Genomic DNA, 19,474 nt, shown 5'->3' on the forward strand with positions numbered 1-19,474 from the left:
GACGATGCGATGATGGAGGTTCCTGATGATCTTTCGAAGGAAAACTCGACAGTCCGAGGTCGGCACTCAACATGAGCGGGCCTGCTTGTCTCGGTTTGGAGCTGCCTTAGCCGCTGCACTCACACTCTTTGCAATCGTTCAACCTGCCTCTTCTGGTGCCGAACTCCGAGACCTGCGGCACAAAGTCTTGACGACATGGACCACGGAGCAAGGCCTTCCGCAGGATTTTGTGACTGCGATCGCACAGACTCCGGATGGATTTCTCTGGGTGGGGACGAATGGCGGACTAGCTCGGTTCGATGGGTTGAAGTTTCGGACGTTTTTGCAGGCTCCCGCGGCACTGCGGCATCGGATTACCAATCTTGGGGTTGATGCCAGAGGGACGCTTTGGATTGGTACCTCTACGGGACTGTTTAAGTATGAGAGTCATACTTTCAGCGCCGTTCCGCTTGAGAAAAAGGCCTCGGCTATAGAGCAGATCTTATGTCGAAGCGACGAACCATTTGCGTGGGTACGGACCAAGTCAGAGCTGTATCGAGCTGGAGTTACGGGTGATGAGTTCGTCAAGGTCCCGGTGCTCCTCGAAAAAGTCAGAAGCTTTACTGTGGATGACAAAGAGGAGCAGTGGCTCGCGGATGGCGAAGCTGTTACGCAGGTGCGAGAGGGACGTGTGGTGCAGGTATATCCGATGCCTGGCGTAAACCTCGTCTACTTTGGGCCGGATAAGCGGCTCTACGCAGCGGATGGACATCACCTTTTTGTCTACGCGAATGGCGGGTTCAGGAAGACGGAGAAAGAAGGGCCGGAGGAGCTGGTGACTGTGATGGTCGATCGCTCGGGGGCCATTTGGATGGCGAGCGGTGGCCTTGAAGGGATCAGCAGATTCGCGGCTGGGAAGCTCGAGATCCTCGGTGCGCGAGATGGCCTGGCGAGCAATGACGCCCGGGAGATCTTTGAAGACAAGAGCGGAGATATCTGGGTGGGAACGATCTCCGGATTGCAGCAACTTCATGATGGGACGTTTGTGAGCTACACCGAACGCGACGGACTGCCATCAGGTCATGTGCAGTACGACGCCATCTTTGAAGACAATGCGAAAGCGATTTGGGTAGGCACGCTCGAGTCAGGCGTGGCGCAACTGACCGGGGATCGTTGGCAGAGTTACGGCATAGCGCAGGGAGTCAGGCGAGGACAGGTTCGCGGCCTGGCCGAGGACGGGGCACACCCAGTGATCGCAATCTCCGACTACGGGCTCTATTGGTATCGAAGCGGGAGGTACCGGAAGATCGGCGGCGTGCCTGAAGGCTATATCTCTTCTCCGATAACGACAGCGGATGGAAGCCTCTGGTTCAGCGTGCTGCGCAAGGGCGTGTACCGACTGCGAGAGGGTGTGCTGACCTCGTTCGGCGCAGCCCAGGGACTCGGTGACACACAGGTGTGGGCGCTGGCTGAAGATGGCCGAGGCGCGCTGTGGGCAGGCGCAAGCAACGGAGCATACCGGTGGGACGGGAACCGATGGAAGCAGGAATATGTGACCGCGAGTGCCGTAGATGGCATTGCCTTCTCGCATGACGGCGGGATCTATCTTGGGACATCGAATGGGTTGGTGTATCACAACGATGCGAAGAGCTGGGTCCTGACGCAGGAAGATGGCTTGCCGGGGGACGCTGTGTTCTCGTTAGTGGAGGACGCGCGGGGAGACCTGTGGCTGGCGACTGCACGAGGCGTGTGCCGGATATCTCGGGCGCAAGTGGATGCGATGCTGGCTGGAACGAAGCAGGTCGCGCCTGAGGTGTTTACGGAAGCAGATGGCCTGCGAAGCCGCGCGACGCTGCCCCTGGGACAAGTGACATCGCTTCGGGCGAAAGATGGCCGACTGTGGTTTGCCACCGCCGCTGGACCTGCGGTTGCAGAACCCGGTACGACGGTGAGTGAGTTGCCTCGGGCGATGCTGGACGACGTTGCAGTCGATGAGGAACACTTCGGGGCCGGGCCTTTGGTCGTGAAGCCGGGGAGACATCGGCTGACGTTTTCCTTTACCGCGCCGGTCTTCGTCGCACCGGAGCAGGTGCATTTTCGTTATCGATTGCTGGGATGGGAGAGCGACTGGGTCAATGGCGGCGATGTGCGCGAGGCCTCCTACGTGGGCATTCCGCCGGGGCAGTATCACTTCGAGGTGCAGGCGCTGAGTCGCGATGGGCAAGCGGGCCCGGTCACCTACACCGTCGGCGTGCGGCTGCAGCCATTCTTCTGGCAGACACGATGGTTTGTGCTTCTCATGATCGCGCTGCTCGTAGCTGTGGTGATTGAAGTGACGAGGAGGAGAACGCTGCGAAGGGCGGAGAGTCTGAACCTGAGATTTCAGGAACGATCGGCGGAGCGTGAACGTTTGGCGTCGCACATCCACGACACGTTTATCCAAGACCTGACGGGAACTGCGCTACAGCTTGAGTTATTGGGTCTGCAGTTGGAAGAAGACCCCGATGTGGCGCGGCGCTCGTTGAGTCATCTTGCGGCACGGATGCGGGAGATGATCGGGCGGAGTCGCGACATCGTTTCGAATCTGCACTCCATGGCAGGAACGCAGTACAGCCTGTTGGAGTTACTAAGCCATGTTGAGACAGAGTTTCGGTTGGGAGAGAGCCCGGCGTTCGTCCTGCAAAGCAAGGAAGAGCCGCGCGAGCTTCATCCATTTTTGCGTGATGAGGTTTACAGCATCTGTCGGGAAGCGGTGGCGAACGCCTTTCGTCACGCGGGGGCGAGTGTGATTGAAGTCAAAATCGTCTATCAAGCAAATAAGCTGCTGGTGCAGATCCAGGACGACGGAGTCGGCATGAGCGACGAGATGCGAGTGAAGGGACGCCCGGGGCACTTCGGGTTGCCCGGGATGCAAGCCCATGCGCAGCGCATCGACGCGGTACTCGCGGTCGAAAGCAAGGTCGGCGTGGGAACGAAGATCACTCTCGAAACTGCGCTGCGCCCTCTTGAGGCACGGTGGTGGAGCTTACCTTGGCGGCGCAACTCGCAACGCGAGCGATCGTTCGACCAGCACACGCAGTAGGGGAAATGTGATGGAGCGTGATACTTTCTGAAGCTGTGCATACGGCAACGCTCAAGGTACTTATCGTCGATGATCACCCCATGGTCCGGGAAGGGCTTGCCGGCATCTTCGCGCGGTACAACATCAGCGTCACTGGCCTCGCGTCCAATGGACAGTCGGCCATCGAGATGTTTCGGGCCGAGAGGCCGGATGTAGTGCTGCTGGACCTGCGACTCCCAGACCAGAGTGGGATCGAAGTATTGCGGGCGTTATTGGCAATAGATCCGCAGACGCGCGTGGTCATGTTGACGTCTGCCCAAGGCGATGCGTCGGTGTATGAAGCGATCAGCGCGGGAGCTTGTGGATACCTACTGAAGGGTATCGAGGGCGGAGCGCTAGCAGAGCAGCTAAGACGCGTCGCGGCAGGCGGAAAGGCGCTTCCAGCCGAGACGACCGAGAAGCTGGCGACCTACATCGGATCGCGAAAGCTGAGCGAGCGCGAGGTTGAGGTGCTCACATTGATTTCGCGTGGGAAGAGCAACAAAGAGGCCGCACAGTTGTTGTTCATCACGGAAGACACGGTAAAGATGCACGTGAAGAACATTCTGCAGAAGCTGCAGGCGAGCGATCGTACGCAGGCGGTCGTTATAGCTTTGCAACGCGGCTTCCTGAACCTGTAAAGAGCGACACCTACTCTTTCGGGTAGGTCGAAATCTACTCTTAGCAGAAATTTTTCTTTGAGCTTTGTTTGCTAGGCTCAACGCAAGCACCAATCGACAAGAGATTTTCATTTCCAGTTCATTCAAGGTTCACCTTCGAAGGCTGCGGATCCTCTGCGCCTTTTCGAGAGCTGACCCGTTGAGTGGGCGTTTCGACGCGCTCCTGGAGCGACTACTTCTTGCAACGACGACCGAGCTTTCTGGAGACCAGCATGATGAACAAGACACTTCGCGGCATGTTCCGTTTCGCAGTTGCACTTACTGGTTTGAGCGCGATGGGCGCGATAGCACAAAGCAATACGACGATTGCGCCGCAGATCACGCAGGCGATCGACCCAGCGGTCCGGCATACGTTGACGCATAGCGTTCCGGCGCGCGTGCGAGCGGCTGCCGACCAGGGAAGAGCTTCCGCGTCGCTGCCGATGAAGGACATCCTTCTGCGTTTGAAGCCGAGCGGGGCTCAGACGAAAGCGCTGACACAGTTTATGGCGGATGTGCAGAATCCGCAGTCGGCGAGCTATCACAAGTGGGTGACGCCGGCGGAGTTCGGCGCGAAGTTCGGTGTCTCCGATGCTGATGTGAAGACGGTGAGCAATTGGCTCACTACGAACGACTTCACGATCAGCGAGGTCGCGCATAGCAAGGGCTGGATCCGCTTCTCGGGAAGCTCCGCGCAGGTCGAGCGCGCATTCGGCACGGAGATTCACAGCTATACCCTGGCGGGCGCAAAGCAATATTCGAATGCGACGGAGCTCTCGATTCCAAGTGCGCTGGCCCCTGCTGTCGAAGGCCTGGTGAGTTTGAACAGCTTCACCAAAGCTCCTCAGCATACGAAATTGACGCAGTTGAATCGCGATGCAAATGGCAAGATGCTGCGGACGGATGCGAAGGTGACCGCCGCGCAGATTGCGGCAGGAGCTTCTGCCGGAACGAATGGCAAACTGCTGGTGCATCCCAACTTCACATCGCAAGGACTTCCGGAAGAGACGTTTCTTGCACCCGGTGATTTCGCAAAGATCTACAACACAACGCCGTTGATTGCTGCGGGGACAGATGGAACGGGAGTTGCGATCGCGATCGTCGGACGCTCGGACATCAGCCTGTCGGATGTCGAAGCGTTCCGCACGGTGTTCAACCTGCCTTATAACGATCCAACCTTCATCCACGCGAATGACGACCCGGGAGTGGTGGTTGGCGATGACGAAGAGGCGGTGCTCGATGTGGAATGGTCAGGCGCGGTAGCTCCAAAGGCAAAGATCAACTACGTGATTGGCGGCAGCACGTACTCGACCGATGGCGTGGACATCTCGGCTTCGTACATCGTCGATAACGTCGTTGCGCCGATCATGTCGGTAAGCTTCGGCGAATGCGAGCAGGCGATTCCGCAACCGGAACTGGACTTCTATCGTGACCTCTGGCAGCAGGCTTCAGCCGAAGGAATCTCCGTATTGATCTCCTCAGGGGATGCGGGGTCAAGCACCTGCGATGTGCCGAACGAGTATCTCGCGACGCCGTATGGGCTGGGAGTGAACGGCCTTGCGTCGACGCCCTACGACACGGCTGTCGGCGGAACCGAGTTTGCGGATGCGGACCCGAATGCCTACTGGAACCAGACCATCAATGCTGATCAGTCATCGGTGAAGGGCTACGTTCCGGAAGCGGTATGGAACGAAGCCTGCAATCCAAACATTCCGGTCACGTCGAGCAACTGCTTTTACAGCACGATCAATGAAGGGACCTATGCGACTGGAGGAGGAGCGAGCAACTGCTCGGTTCATCCGGCCGACGATACAACACGCAACCTCTTGACGGGCCTGTTTGATTGCGAGAGCGGGTACTTGAAGCCTTCGTGGCAGACCGGACCTGGCGTTCCGCAGGATGGCGCGCGTGACGTGCCGGACGTGGCGCTGGCAGCGGCAGCAGCGCATGACGGCTATATGTTCTGCTATGACGGATCGTGCCAATGGACAGCGAACAGCGACGGAAGCATCTCGCTACAATCCGCGTCGATCATCGGAGGAACATCGGCGGCGTCACCTTCGATGGCTGGCGTGATGGCACTCGTCGAACAGAAGAACGGGACGTTCCAGGGGCTTGCAAACTATCAGCTGTACAAGCTTGCGGCACAGCAGACAACAGGCTCGTGCGATTCTTCGACACAGACTGACCCAACGCAATCGAATAGCTGCGTGTTCCATGACGTGACGGCGGGCAGTAATGCGTTGAGTTGCGGATTAGGTAACACGGATTGCACGGTCGCGATCGATGGCAACTCGGACTTTGGGTATCTGACAGGCTATTCCGCTGGTGCGGGCTATGATCCTGCGAGCGGACTTGGGTCGGTGAATGCGGCGAACCTGGTCGCGGCCTGGGGATCGACGGCAACGCTTCCGACCGGAACCACGTTGACGGTTTCGAAGACCACGTTTGCACACGGAACTCCGATCGACGTGACCTCGGTGGTTAGCCCCCCGACTGGCACGGGCGTACCTTCGGGCGACATCGTACTGAAGGCTACTGGAACGAATGTGACGACGGCACCGATCGTTGCCGGGACGCTCAGTGCCGGGCAGTATGCAGCTTCGCTGACCAGCCTGCCGGGCGGGACCTATAACCTCACCTCGACATACGGTGGTGATGGAACGTACGGCAGCAGCACCTCCGCACCCGTTGCCCTGACCGTCACGCCGGAAGACAGCGTACTGACACCGGGCACCTTTGTGAAGAGCCGCTTCTTCATTCTTGGGCGGCAGCCGATCGTATCCGGAGCCACCACCGCGCTCGGAAACAACTTCTTTGTGCAGGTCGCGGTCGCAGGTAACTCGCAGGGCGGCATTCCGACTGGAACGGTGGCGCTGAGCACAGGAGCGACTGCCTTCGGCACCTATAAGCTCGATCAGACTGGCTCGATCTATATTCCGTGCGGGCCGGGAACGGACTGTGACCTGGGACTTGGCGACTATATGTTTACGGCGACGTACTCGGGCGACAGCAGCTTCAACAAGTCGACGGTGACGTTCCCCTTCAGTGTCACGAAGGGCAAGATAAAATACGCCATCGGACTTAGCTCGTCCACGCCTCCGGCAGGTTCCACGGTGATTGCAACCGTCTACTTTGACTATGATCCGGCGGCAATACCGACCGGAACCGTGACCATCACACGCGACGATACCGGGGCCGCGCTCGCAACCGGAACGATCGGCGGCGATGGCACTGCATCAATTCCTTTCATCGCGTCAGCGGGCGACTACAACGTAATCCCAACCTGGGCGGGCGATAGCAATTACTCGCCGGGAATTCTTGAGTCGTATCAGGAACTAATTACGACCGGAAATGGACTTATCTCGACGACGACGACGATGGTTACGAGTTCGACCGCCAGCGTCGGAACCAGGACCCAGTTCAACGTCACGGTAACTCCATCGAAGACCACATCGACTGCACAGATCGCTTCAGGAACGGTAACGTTGCATACATCCGACGGCGGCCAGACCGCTCCGGTGACTCTGGTTGCGGGACATGGGGTCGCCTATATCCCCTGGAACGGCGCGGGCGTCGAAAAGATCTATGCGACGTACGACGGCGATGCGAACTTCAACGGCAGCAACAGCGCGCTGGCAACGATCACGATCAGCCAGGCCACGCCTACGCTTCAGTTGTCGACGACGTCCGCCTATGTAGCGGCCGGAGGACAGATCAGCGTGACGGCTGCGGTGGTAAGCGCGTTCTCGGCCTCGCAGGCCTTGACGCCAACCGGGACCGTGCAGTTCTATGACTCAGTGGGAGGCGCGGCGGCAGTGGCAATCGGTGCGGCGCAGCCGCTGAATACGGGCAATGGGGGCAGCACGATCGCGGTGCTTGCACCCGTGTTAACGGCAGGAATGCACAGCATCACGGCGAAGTACTCCGGCGATGCGAACTGGACGGTGGCGACATCGGGAGCGGTAGCGATCGATGCAACGACACCGGACTTCAACGTAACAGCGACACCGAATTCACTGATTCTGAGTGCGGGCCAGACGACCTCAGTCTCGATCACGAGCCAGAGCATTCTGGGTTATGACGCTTCGATCACGGTAAGCTGCGGAACGCTGCCAGTTGGTGTCAGCTGCAACTCTGCGCAGATAGCATCTGGAGCCACGGGGTCGATCACGCTGAGTTCTACAGCTCCCGGAACTACAACCGCGACCGCCGCGCTTGACTCGCCGAAGGCGTTCACAACGTATGCGTCGATCTCGGTGGCGGGGCTTCTTCTGCTGATGCTGCCGAAGCGACGCAGGCCTATCCAGTTGCTCTCAACATTCCTGATTGCGGGAATCGTAGGTAGCCTGATGGGATGCGGTGGCTCTTCGGCACCCACGTCGACGAACCTGAGCCTGACCTCTTCAGCGACGAAGGTGGCATCGGGGTCGAGCGTGACGTTGCAGGCGACCGCAAGCTCAGAAAAGAAGCTGACCGGAAGCGTGACGTTCTACGCAGACGGCTCGGCGCTGGGAGAATCGGCACTCATCAACGGGGTAGCGACACTGAGCTCTACGTCCATGGCTGTAGGCACTCATGCGATTACAGCGAAGTACTCGGGCGATGACAGCAACTCTCCTAGCACGAGCGCTGACACCATCGAACAGACCATCACCGGTGCCTTTACGCTCACATTGAATGCAACCTCTGGCTCGCTGAATCACTCGACTTCGGTGCCTGCAACGCTGCAGTAAGGTACTCCCAACTCGCTCTACCTGATGGCCGCATCTGTATCTCAGATGCGGCCATCAGTGCGTTACTTCCCTGCCCCGGGCCATCGATAGGTCACAGGATGATCCACACGTATCTGTTTCTCCTCTAGATCGCAGTCGCAATCTTCCCGGGTTGGCGTTCCACCTTGTAACCAGGCGTCGACGCACACCGCCGTTCCGCCGCATCGGCGCGAACTCCCACCTCGTACGAGTCCAGGCATTGCCTATTGTCAATTGCAGAACTATCATGCACGCCGGAACAGAGGTAGACGCGGCGTGCGGTGGTGCTATCGCCGCCGAAGTCCCATCATGCTGAGAAAGAAGCTGGCGAAGCAGGTCTCCATACCGAAGACCATGCCTGTTGCCGAGGGCAGGGTGATGCGAAGCATCTGTTCCACACGGAGTGGCCCGTAGCCAGAATGCTCCCAATAGGCGACGGACCATACGGCAGCGAGCAAGCTGACTATGAAAGTCAGACCGCCGACGATGAGGCCTGTCTCGAGTTTGATAAGACGGAACCAGCGCGAGAATGATGGGTTGTTCGGAAGCAGGCCCGTGGTCACGGCAAAGACCTTCGCGCTTACCGCGAAGAAGACGGTGTGATATCCGAGTAGGAGGCAAGCGGTTGCGTAGACGAGGGTGTTGACGTCGAAACGTACCTCTCCCACCATTCGCGCATGGGGCAGCAACCAGATGGTTCCTGCGAGTCCGAGAAACGTAAGCACCAAGCCGGGATAGAGAAAGAGCCAGCGCGGGCTATACATCATCAGGAAGCGGAGATGCCTCCAGCCGTCGGGCCACGTACGCAGATGAGGCGCGCGGCTTCGGCCATCGGGCTTCAGCGTCGTCGGAACTTCAGCGATCGGTATGCCGAGCAGTGATGCCTTGACGACCATCTCGCTGGCAAACTCCATGCCTGTCGTGTGGAGGTCCATCTGCTCAAAGGCGTCCTTTGAGAAGGCACGAATGCCGCAGTGGAAGTCACGTGCAGGCGAAGGAAAGAAGACCCTTCCAATGAGACTTAGGACTGGATTCCCAAGATACTTATGGAGGAAAGGCATGGCACCGGGCTCGATACCACCACGGAAGCGGTTCCCCATTACCAGGCCCGCTCCATTTTGCAACTCAGCGAGAAAGCGCGGAGCGTGACTGAAGTTGTAACTGTCGTCCGCATCGATCATCAAAATGTAGGGAGTAGTGGCGGCTTTAATTCCCGCCATCAAGGCGGCACCATAGCCCCTTACGGGAACAGGAACGACGCGCGCGCCATTCTCGACGGCGATAGTCTGCGAGCCGTCCGTACTGCCGTTGTCGGCCACGATCACCTCGCCGGGAATGCCGTTTTCACGAAGCGCAAGCAACGACTTCTGCACACAGATAGCGAGCGTCTCTGCTTCGTTCAGACATGGCATGACGATGGTGAGCACACCGCCGGTTGTGTTGTGGGATGAAGCTTCGGAGTTTGGGGTCATTGCCTCTTCGCCTGGCAGAGTACCGAGAATGTTAGTACAGCCTGTGGCTAAAACGGCTGCGCCTTTTGCGTTACAGGAAGGTTTAAAGCAACTGCGCTCATGGCGGTGGAAACGGGGTCGCTGAAGACCAGAATATCGCCGAAGGTCTCCATGGTTTTAAATTGCTTCCGATATTGTTCTTCCTCCGGCTTGAGGGCACAGCTTAGGCAGACCACCGTGCAAGGGGCAACCCGGCCGTGGCGCTCGTAGGCGATCGTCGAATTGTGAACGCCCACGTAGCTTATGGTTCGCAGGTGTCCATCGCGGTTGAGTAGCGCCATCAAGGGGTACTCGAAGTGATTCTCGTTGGCATCGATGCCAATCGATTCGCAGGTCTTTCCGCTGGCGGCTTTGGCTGCCTGAATGAACGAGTCTGCCGAGTCCCAGTGATGGTCAAAAAAATAGGTTCGCTCCCGGGGAGAAGTAATCACGCTGTACTGGCGATCGATCAGTGGGCGGGAAGAGTTTTTGATAGACAGAGCGAGTCCGAGGAGCAATACACATGCCGCCACCGCAGATGTCCACCGAGGGGTGATGCGCACCAGAACGATGGCGGAGAATGCGGCTCCGAGGACGAAGACGGGAAGCTGGTATCTCGCGTTCCATGGCGACCATCGCAGCAGGGTTGCGTAGAGCACGAAGCTGCCGGCAATGCCGAAGGCAAAGAGAAGTGTCTCCCTGCTGAACTCCTTGCGCTTCCAGAGACAAAGAACTCCCGTTGCGATCAGCAGGATGAAGTGCAGTTGATTGCCAGCCTGGGTCTCGCTGAACGGCCTGAAGTCGATATTGAACGGGGGAAGGTAGCCCGCCTGTGAAAGAACCAGCTGCGAGGGGTCACTGGGGTCCACGCCAAGTGCATGGATAGCTGCGGAGAACGCTTTTGTCGTGAGGCCGTTGACTTTGCCGACCGGAACCGCGAGGTTCAAGGCGACATTTCGGAGAACGTTTGCAGCCGAACGGGTAAGCGTGATGTGTCGATTGCCGTACATCCTGCCTTCGTCCGGGCCGGCTCCGTCGAAGTACGGTAGACCGAGGATTGATCCGCTGAACTCGTGGTTTCGAGCCCATAGAGGTCCGCTGACCATAACGCAGACCAACGCGAGAATCGGAAGACGAAGCAGGAAGGTCTTCTGAGCCTTCGCGTTCCACATGAAGAAACAGAAGACTACGAGTGGAGGCAGGAAGGCATAGCCAGTGCCCTTGCAGAAGACCGAAAGCGAAAGTGCCGAGGCGATGGCGAGAGTCAGCGCCCAACCTTGCTGCTTTTTCCATTGCAGAAGTAGAAACACAGAGGTCGCAACCCAATAGGTGAGGGTGTAGTCGTTCTTCGTTCCTGAAGCACCGAGAATGCCCGTCTCGATCGTGCCGCTGATGACCGCAGCCAGGATTTGAGCTCTCCTGTCTCCTCCGAGTTCGCGCGCGATCAGCGAAACCGCCAGCATGCAGCCGACATAAGCAAACCATTGCACCATGTTGGCAAGCCGGTCCGATCCAAAGAGGAGTTGCAGGTGCAGGATCGCGTATTCGGAGAAGGGAGGCATCGACAACTGCTGATGGTCTATGGTGGGATACAACTGGACACCGCGATTGCTGATCCACTCCACCACACGGGGCATGTGGTACTCCATCGCGTCCCAGGTGTTCGGCGCACTGAGCAAAGCGGTCAGGCCAACTAGTCCGGCGATCAGGGTGAGCGAGGCCAGCATCCAGCGCTCGGATTTATCGAGATCATGCCAGAGATTCAAGGATACAAGAGGCGCAGACGGGTTTGCGCGCGGACCTCGGGAGAACAGGAATCCGGTTACCGCGAAGACGACCCAGATCAGGGCAATCCACATCCTTGTCAGGGCATGGAAGACGCTAAGCGCCTCGGTTGAAAAGGCGATGAAGATGGAGATGGGAATGCTTGAGTAGACTAATGCCTGTCGAAGTCCTGAACCACGGCGCATAAAACCTAACGCGAGAAACACGCATGCAAGAACAACAAGGATAGCGGACACACTTCCTCCGGCGCTGCAAGCTTCAAAATGACAGTGATTAATGTACGGATGAGCATAGCATGGGCCTATTGGCGGAGGCTCTTCAGCTAGAGCTACCGGTATGATCTAGAATCACTGGCATGCAACCTCTGCATCTGGTCGTCGGCTCTGGGCCGACAGGCGTTTCCTGCGCGATGGCGCTCCTTGCCCGTGGGTGCCGGGTTGAGATGATCGATGCCGGAGTTGATCTGGAGCAGGCAGCTGCGGAGAAGGTGAGCGGGCTTCAGGCCATAGCTCCAGTGTCCTGGACCGATGAAAAGACTTCCTTCCTGAGAGCGAAGATGGATGCTGGTGTCGATGGCATCCCGCTGAAGCTGGCCTATGGCTCGGACTACCCCTACCGGCTTTCGCATGGGGCGACTGCAGTCGAATGTCACGGCGCAGATAGTAAGCCATCCTGCGCGAAGGGCGGCCTGAGCAATGTCTGGGGATCGGCGGTGATGCCCTATCGCCAGGCTGATATGGACGACTGGCCAGCGGTCACTCGTGACTTATCGGAACACTATCGAGCGGTGACAAAGTTCATGCCGGTTGCAGCGTCTTATGACAATTTGGCGCAAGAGTTTCCAACATATACAGACTATGAGCGGCCGATGCCTGCAAGTCCGCAGGCGGCGGCGCTGGCGACTGACTGGGGTAGACGGTCGGACAAGCTCAAGGCGGCCGGGGTCACCTTCGGGAGATCGCGGCTCGCGGTCAATACGACAGGCATCGAAAAGCCCGGACCTTGCGTGAAGTGCGGTCTGTGCATGTATGGGTGTCCCTATCGTCTTATCTGGTCCAGCGCTGACGCGGTCGATCAGCTTCGGAACCACCCGGGATTTGCCTATCGTCCGGGTCTGACCGTGACTGCAGTAAGCGAGACTGCCAGCGAGGTTCAGGTAAAGGCGCAGACGGAGGCCGGCGAGTGCGTATCGATCTCTGGGGCGCGGGTGTATCTTGCCGCCGGGGTGATGGCGACGACGGCGATCCTGCTGCGCTCGCTCGACCGATACGACCAGCCGGTGCAGATGAAGGACTCTCAGTATTTCCTTTTACCCATGCTGAGAAAGCGCGGGATCAGCCGATTCAATCGGAAGGATCTGCACACGTTGGCCCAGCTGTTTGTCGAGATCATGGACATCGGGGTCAGTCCCTATACGATCCATCTACAGGGCTACACCTACAACGAACTCTTCGAGCAGCCCGTCGCCAAGATGCTAGGCCCGCTTAGGGCGGTATTTCCCAGTGACGCGTTTTTCTCGCGTCTCTTCCTCTTCCAGGGATATCTGCATTCCCGACACTCCCAGACCGTCAGCCTGGCACTGCAAAAGTCAGCCGATGGCGAAACGCTGCGCGTGACCGGGGAGGACTCTCCGGAGGTGAAGGCGATCCTGCGGAAGGTTGTCCGCAAACTTGTGGGCCTGCATGGTCCGCTTGGCGCGGTACCCCTGGCGCCGCTGATGCGACCGGGATTTCCGGGACGCGGATTCCACAGTGGTGGCGTATTTCCGATGAGCGACAATCCCTCGCAGAACGAGAGCGATATCTACGGGCGTCCGGCGGGTCTCCGCCGCATCCATGCAGTGGACTCGACGGTGATGTCGAGTATTGCCGCGACCACGGTCACTTTTACTGCCATGGCAAACGCACATCGCATTGGAACCCTGGCACCGGGACTGGAGAACTAAGCATGGCCTGTGCGGTTACGGGAGCGTCGGGATATGTAGGCTCGCGGCTCGCTTCGGCGATCCAACGTGACATGGAAGTCATTCCTCTCTCGCGCCGGGATGCCGCCGGCTCAATTCACTGGGAGATGGAGCATCCCATAGACATCTCCGGGGAACTGCGCAGTCGCGGCGTCAAATTCTTGGTGCATGTCGCGTGGGATTTTTCCCATCCGAACCCCAAAGAGAATGACCACGTCAACGTGGAGGGATCCCGCCAGCTCTTCGACTGTGCGGACCGGGCGGGGATCGAACGGATCATCTTCGTCTCATCGATCAGCGCGTTTGCCGGTGCCCGGTCGGCTTACGGTCGAAGTAAGCTGCGCGTGGAGCAGATGGTGCTGGAGAGGCCGGGTGGGGTCGTCATTCGGCCAGGTCTGGTATGGGGAGCGGGTCCCGGCGGCATGTTTGGCGCTCTCACGAAACAAGTTGATTCGGGGTCGGTCATCCCAATGATCGGGTCCGGCAGATATCCGCAGTATCTGGTGCATGAGGAAGACCTGGGCGACGCGATCAGAAGATCGGTCGCGGGGCAGCTACATGCAGGCGCGCCTATAACGGTGGCGCACGAGGTGCCGTGGCAGCTCCGGGATTTGATCAAAGACATTGCAAGAAAACAGGGAAAGCAAGTCACGCTGTTGCCCGTTCCGTGGCCAGCGGTGTATGCCGGCTTGAAGACTGCGGAGTTGCTTGGCGCAAAGCTAAACTTTCGCAGTGATAGCGTGCTCAGTCTCGTCTTCCAGGACTCCTCGCCGGATTTCACACTGGCGAACCAGTTCGGACTGGCAAGACGGAGCTATCCTGGCACCCCCGCCTAGCTCCGCGGTGAAACGAAGCTTTCATTGACGTACGATGCGCTGCGCATATAGGCTGTCGCCGTTCGGTATCATGAAGGCAGTTGCAGCTAGGGCGTGGCCCTGAATTGAGAAGAATTTGACGAGTAAGAAAGCCTCACCCGAGGCCGTAGAAGAGACGGTGCAGTCGCGACGCGGTCGCGGGAAGACCGTCCGTCGCAGTCTAGTCGAAGCCAGTGAAGCGCAGGACGCGGCGCTCCTTGCCCGCGAGCTGCGAACCTCGCAGACTCAGCAGGAGCTTGCTGTGCTGGTCGTGGTCGAATTCACGGGCGAACTCCGCAAGCGCAAGCAGATCACAACGGCCGCTCGACTTGCGCGGACCGCTGCAGCGGTAGTTGCCGGAGATGAAGAGCTATCAGAACCCGAAGGGTCGACGGTCGATCTCGACGCCAGCCGCTCGGAGTTTGAGGAGCTGGCGCGCTCCGCCGGGGCGACGATCGCCGCTACAATCGTGCAGCGCCGCCAGAAGCCCGATCCCTCCAGCCTGGTTGGCCAGGGCAAGCTCGACGAGATTGTTGAGGTCGTGACCTCGACCAACGCCTCGCTGGTTCTCTTCGACCACGACTTGTCGCCATCACAGCTTCGCAACATCGAAGCGCGACTGCCGTGCCACGTCATCGACCGCTCGCAGCTTATCCTCGACATCTTCGCCCGGCACGCCAAGACCAGCGAGGGTCAGCTGCAGGTTGAGCTTGCCCAGCTCGAGTACCAGCTACCTCGCTTGGCCGGACGCGGCCGCGCCATGTCGCAGCTTGGCGGCGGCATCGGTACCCGCGGCCCGGGTGAGACGCAGCTCGAGACAGACCGCCGAAAGATCAACCTGCGCCTCGACCACATCAAGAGCCAGCTCGAAGCAGTACGCCGAATTCGCCACCAGCAACGGCAGCGCCGCGAATCGGTTCCCGTTCCGGTAGTCGCCCTGGTTGGCTATACCAACGCCGGCAAGAGCACGTTGTTCAACGCGCTTACCGAGGCTGGCGTGCTGGAATCGTCGCGCATGTTCGCCACGCTCGACCCCAAGCTGCGACAGCTTCAGCTCCCTTCGCGCCGCAAGATTCTGCTCTCGGACACGGTCGGGTTCATCCGCAACCTGCCGCACACGCTGGTCACAAGCTTCCGGGCGACACTTGAAGAGGTAGAGCGCGCCGAGATTCTTCTTCACGTCCAGGACGCCTCGAGCCCCATGCGCGACGAGCAGAAGTTACAGGTGGAGAAAGTCCTCGTCGATCTGGGAGTTTCAACCAAACCAGTAATTCAGGTGTTGAACAAGGTCGATCTGGTTGCACCGCAGGAGCTCTCCCATCTGTCGAACGATCGCGACTCAGTTCTTGTCTCTTCGTTGCGTAAGACCGGCCTGGACGAACTGCTAACTGCGATTGATGCTGCGCTCGTCGTCGACCCACTGGTCGAATCAACCTTCCGCCTGCCCCAGTCCGAAGGAGCAATCATCGCCTCGCTCGAGGGCGGAGCCATCATCGAGGAAAAGCGCTTCGAGGGGAATCTGGTCTACCTGCGAGCCCGCGGACCGGCATCGCTGCTTGGCCGGTATCGGCGCTTTCGTGACCGCTCCGCCTGAACTGAGGCTCACTGCCTGTCAAGACGCCGCGCTTATCTCCGATCCCAGGTAGCTGTCTTCGGGTGAGGATGGCGATGAACGCATTGTCACAATCTTCCTTTGGGACTGGAGCAGCGTTGTGGCCGCTTCCGGCGAGAGTGGCCTAGATAGGAGATAGCCCTGGGCGAGTTCGCAACCGAATTGGCGGAGGCACTCCATCTCCTCTGGCCGCTCAATTCCCTCTGCCACCGTATGCTTCTTTAGACCGCGAGCGAGCGAGACGAGGGTGCGAACAACATCCGCACGGCTCGGGTCTTCATCGAGATGACGCACGAAGCTCTGGTCGATCTTCACCACGTCGAAGGGATAGTTGAGCAGGTAGCTCAGCGACGAGTATCCCGTTCCAAAGTCATCCAGGCAGATCTGCATGCCAAGCTTCCGTGCCTCCGCAAGCACCTCTTCCACATGCGAGTAGCCACTGATCAGGACGGACTCGGTGATCTCCAGCTTCAGGAATTTTGCCTCCAGCCCGGTCTCGAAGAGGGTGTGTACGATCTGTTCAAGAATCTTTGGGCTGGCGAACTGGTGCGCCGAAACGTTTACATTCATCGTCCAGTTTGCTCCGAACCGCTGATTCCACTCGCGGCACTGCCTGCAGGCCTTGAACATGATCTGATTTCCGAGATCGATGATCATCCCGGTGTCTTCGGCGACCGGGATAAAGTCCGCCGGGGAGACAAATCCTCGCTCCGGATGATGCCACCGAGCGAGAGCTTCGAAGCCTTCAATCTCTCCCGTCTCCACCGAAAAGATTGGCTGATAGTGAACGCCGATCTGGTCCTCCGCGAGGGCCCTGCGAAGGTCCGTCTCGATCCCAAGCCGAAACTGCGGCCCCCGCAGCATCTCCGGTTCGAAGACCTGGGCCCGATCCTTGCCGGACTTTTTGGCGTGGTGCATGGCGAAGTGCGCTTCCTGCAGCATGGCCGAGGCATTGGTGTCGGGCGTGCTCATCGCGAACCCGATACTGGCTGAGAGGTATAGGAGTCGCCCCTCAAGATGGAGCGGGCTTCGCATCAATGCGAGAATTCTCTCCGCGAAGGCCTCCGCCTCCTTCGCGCTTGTCGCGCTCAGCAGAATAACAAACTCATCTCCGCCGTAACGAGCAACGAGATCCTGCTTGCGGATACTGGCCGAGAGGAGATCAGCAACCCGTTGCAGCAGAAGATCGCCGAAGATATGACCCAGGCAGTCGTTCAGGGTCTTGAATCGGTCCAGTCCGACGAAGAGGACCGCTGTCATTCCAGACGCCGTCGAAGGCCGTGACAGCCGCTGAGTGATCTCTGTGTCCAGCAACGTACGGTTCGCCACGGAGGTAAGCGGATCGCGCAGTACGGAGCGCTTCAACTGCGAATGAACAGACTGAAGTTGCCACTCCCTGGCGCTGGTTCGAGCCGCGAACAGGAGAAACGCCACTGCCAGTGCGATGGCGCCGGGTATCGGGCGATGGTAGGCAAGGATAGCCGCACCTGCCATGGACATAACGGCGAGCCCAAGCGCAGTCGCTCCCTGGATGTAGCCCGCCTGCGCTAGCCGCGCCGCCCAGAACGTCTCATCTTCCACCCTCCCCGAAAGGTCCGTGCAAAGAGAGATCACAGAGAAGAACGTGAATGGAAGGCTCCAGCAAAGTTCGGCTACCGAACCGATCGCAAAGCCATGGGTCGTCAGAAAATAGTAGAGAACGCACAAGACGAGATAAACCATCATGTAGATGGTGAGATTGCGGAAGAACGCACGGTCGCGCCCAGGCTCCGCGATGCAATATCGAAGGATCAGGACGAGTAACAGCGCAATGCCTTGAACGTCGTCCGAGTTCGCCTGCGAGATGATTCCCGGTGCCGGAAAGAAAAGGGCGAAGAGAATGCAGAAGAAGACGAAGGCCTGCGCTGCGTCGAGCCATCCTGCCGGATCTCTTCGCGAGGACCGGGGCGTATAGGAGGTTACAAGCAAGATAGGGAACGCATAGATCAGCCATAGCAGGTCGCTGAAGGTCGACTCGGTAACTCCAGGCTGCCGCGCCGCAAATGCGAAATAGATCTCGGCGCCTGCCCAGATGAAGAAGGCGATACCTAGTTCAAGCCACAGATGGCGGCTCTGCCGGTCTTGGCGCACCTTGTAGAAACAGACCGCGGTACTCATCGAGGCTGCGAGGAACTCCGTCAAGTCCGACGGGAAGGCCGGATGCGGCGCGAAGATATGGATTCCGAGTTGGACTGCCTGAACCGCGAGCGCCGCGAAGAGCAGAACTCGCGCGGAGCGGCCGGTCGGCAGGCGCAGAACGGGGGTCGCTATCGCTGAAAGCTCGGCTGCCTCTGGTTCCATGATGTGACGCACCTGGTTTCGCCTTGTTCGGATGCGGTATCGAACTCCCGTCTGAAATTGTGGTGATGCACTGCATTCGGTCCAGTTCGCCTGGATCAAAACAACCAATTTACTGCGTGGGGCGGAGTGGCTTCAGCATTCCCTGGAATTGCTTACTGCGAGAGGAACGCGAAAAGGACCCCTTTCAACTGTTTCACTGCGGAATATATCGTCGAGATGGATGGCATTAGTGAGAGTAGGGTGACCGAGACGCTCTGAAAATCCCCGTAAAGTGCAATGATGGGGAGACGAATGTAACAAATACGCGCTTAAATCGAGACTTCGCGATCCGAAGGGCGCAACCCGGAAGGAATTCGTCTCGTTCCATCCTCCGCAATGTCTTCGAGTCGATCGCTATGGATTTGGAGAGGTTCATGAAAGAGAAGGAACGGGGCAAGCCGGCCAAGGGCTCGCGCATTCTGGTTACGACGATTCACATGCGCGGAGAGAGACCGCGACGCACCCTTTACCGGGAAGGCGCTCCTGCCGAAGGGGACCGCGACCGCGCGTTTCGCAGGGTCATCCTCTCCATTCCGCCCGGCAAAGTCAGCACCTACGGCAAAGTAGCGGCCGCCGCCGGCTACCCTCTTTACCACCGGGCAGTTGCACGACTATTGCGCATCGACCCTCCCGATCTTCTTCCCTGGCATCGTGTTCTGGGCGCGGGCGGCGAGATCAAGTTGCCGGGAACAGCGGCGAAAGAGCAGAAAGCCAGGCTACGACTCGAAGGTGTCCAATTCCGAGGCAATCGGGTCGACATGGACGTCCACGAACATGCCCTGCGGGTATGGGAGATTCCTGACTGAGGCCGGCCGAAGTGCCCACCCGAGGTACGGCTACTCTTCGTTAGCGCCTCTCCTTCGATATGATGGAGAGATGGCCTTTTGGGATCGGTACCC

The 19,474-nt window shown here is 58.8% G+C and carries 10 protein-coding genes; 7 read left to right on the top strand and 3 right to left on the bottom strand.

Annotation, left to right across the window (positions count from 1 at the left end):
- Positions 1 to 85: 85 nt before the first annotated feature.
- The 3 genes from HDF16_RS21195 (at position 86) to HDF16_RS21205 (ending at position 8,474) form a co-directional block, all read left to right on the top strand.
- Positions 86 to 3,061, top strand: a complete 2,976-nt coding sequence (locus HDF16_RS21195; protein WP_184221345.1) for a sensor histidine kinase — start codon at positions 86 to 88, stop codon at positions 3,059 to 3,061.
- A gap of 17 nt (positions 3,062 to 3,078) precedes the next feature.
- Positions 3,079 to 3,720: a response regulator transcription factor gene (locus HDF16_RS31610; RefSeq protein WP_348641376.1), complete on the top strand. Its 642-nt coding sequence runs from the start codon at positions 3,079 to 3,081 to the stop codon at positions 3,718 to 3,720.
- A gap of 251 nt (positions 3,721 to 3,971) precedes the next feature.
- Positions 3,972 to 8,474: an Ig-like domain repeat protein gene (locus HDF16_RS21205; RefSeq protein ID WP_184221347.1), complete on the top strand. Its 4,503-nt coding sequence runs from the start codon at positions 3,972 to 3,974 to the stop codon at positions 8,472 to 8,474.
- 305 nt (positions 8,475 to 8,779) lie between these two features.
- Here HDF16_RS21205 and HDF16_RS21210 read toward each other — a convergent pair whose 3' ends face one another.
- Together HDF16_RS21210 and HDF16_RS21215 are read right to left on the bottom strand one after the other, a co-directional pair.
- Positions 8,780 to 9,964 (bottom strand): glycosyltransferase family 2 protein, encoded by a 1,185-nt coding sequence (locus HDF16_RS21210; RefSeq protein WP_184221349.1) that lies wholly within the window; start codon positions 9,962 to 9,964, stop codon positions 8,780 to 8,782.
- Positions 9,965 to 10,011: 47 nt separating this feature from the next.
- The gene (locus tag HDF16_RS21215; protein ID WP_184221351.1) at positions 10,012 to 12,003 is read right to left on the bottom strand and encodes a glycosyltransferase family 39 protein; all 1,992 of its coding nucleotides are present in this window, start codon (positions 12,001 to 12,003) and stop codon (positions 10,012 to 10,014) included.
- 119 nt (positions 12,004 to 12,122) lie between these two features.
- On the opposite strand from HDF16_RS21215, the gene HDF16_RS21220 reads away from it, so the two are divergent.
- From HDF16_RS21220 to hflX, 3 genes are all read left to right on the top strand, one after another.
- A complete protein-coding gene (locus tag HDF16_RS21220; protein ID WP_184221353.1) occupies positions 12,123 to 13,712 on the top strand; it encodes a hypothetical protein in 1,590 nt (529 codons plus the stop codon).
- 2 nt (positions 13,713 to 13,714) lie between these two features.
- Positions 13,715 to 14,566 (top strand): NAD-dependent epimerase/dehydratase family protein, encoded by an 852-nt coding sequence (locus HDF16_RS21225; protein WP_184221355.1) that lies wholly within the window; start codon positions 13,715 to 13,717, stop codon positions 14,564 to 14,566.
- 115 nt (positions 14,567 to 14,681) lie between these two features.
- Positions 14,682 to 16,178 carry a GTPase HflX gene (hflX, locus tag HDF16_RS21230; RefSeq protein WP_184221357.1) on the top strand — a complete coding sequence of 499 codons (1,497 nt, stop codon included), beginning with the start codon at positions 14,682 to 14,684 and terminating at the stop codon, positions 16,176 to 16,178.
- Positions 16,179 to 16,196: 18 nt separating this feature from the next.
- On the opposite strand, the gene HDF16_RS21235 is transcribed toward hflX, so the two are convergent.
- Complete coding sequence (locus tag HDF16_RS21235) at positions 16,197 to 18,536, bottom strand: putative bifunctional diguanylate cyclase/phosphodiesterase (protein WP_184221359.1); 2,340 nt, start codon at positions 18,534 to 18,536, stop codon at positions 16,197 to 16,199.
- 413 nt (positions 18,537 to 18,949) lie between these two features.
- On the opposite strand from HDF16_RS21235, the gene HDF16_RS21240 reads away from it, so the two are divergent.
- Positions 18,950 to 19,381, top strand: coding sequence for an MGMT family protein (locus HDF16_RS21240; protein WP_246409530.1), 432 nt, complete (start codon positions 18,950 to 18,952; stop codon positions 19,379 to 19,381).
- Positions 19,382 to 19,474: the final 93 nt, after the last annotated feature.

The sequence above is a fragment of the Granulicella aggregans genome, from assembly GCF_014203275.1.
Classification (GTDB): Bacteria; Acidobacteriota; Terriglobia; order Terriglobales; family Acidobacteriaceae; genus Edaphobacter.

Coding starts and splice junctions, on each gene's coding strand:
- HDF16_RS21235 (WP_184221359.1), bottom strand. CDS start 18,536: ATGGAACCAGAGGCAGCCGAGCTTTCAGCGATAGCGACCCCCGTTCTG.
- HDF16_RS21205 (WP_184221347.1), top strand. CDS start 3,972: ATGATGAACAAGACACTTCGCGGCATGTTCCGTTTCGCAGTTGCACTT.
- HDF16_RS21220 (WP_184221353.1), top strand. CDS start 12,123: ATGCAACCTCTGCATCTGGTCGTCGGCTCTGGGCCGACAGGCGTTTCC.
- HDF16_RS21240 (WP_246409530.1), top strand. CDS start 18,950: ATGAAAGAGAAGGAACGGGGCAAGCCGGCCAAGGGCTCGCGCATTCTG.
- HDF16_RS21225 (WP_184221355.1), top strand. CDS start 13,715: ATGGCCTGTGCGGTTACGGGAGCGTCGGGATATGTAGGCTCGCGGCTC.
- HDF16_RS21210 (WP_184221349.1), bottom strand. CDS start 9,964: ATGACCCCAAACTCCGAAGCTTCATCCCACAACACAACCGGCGGTGTG.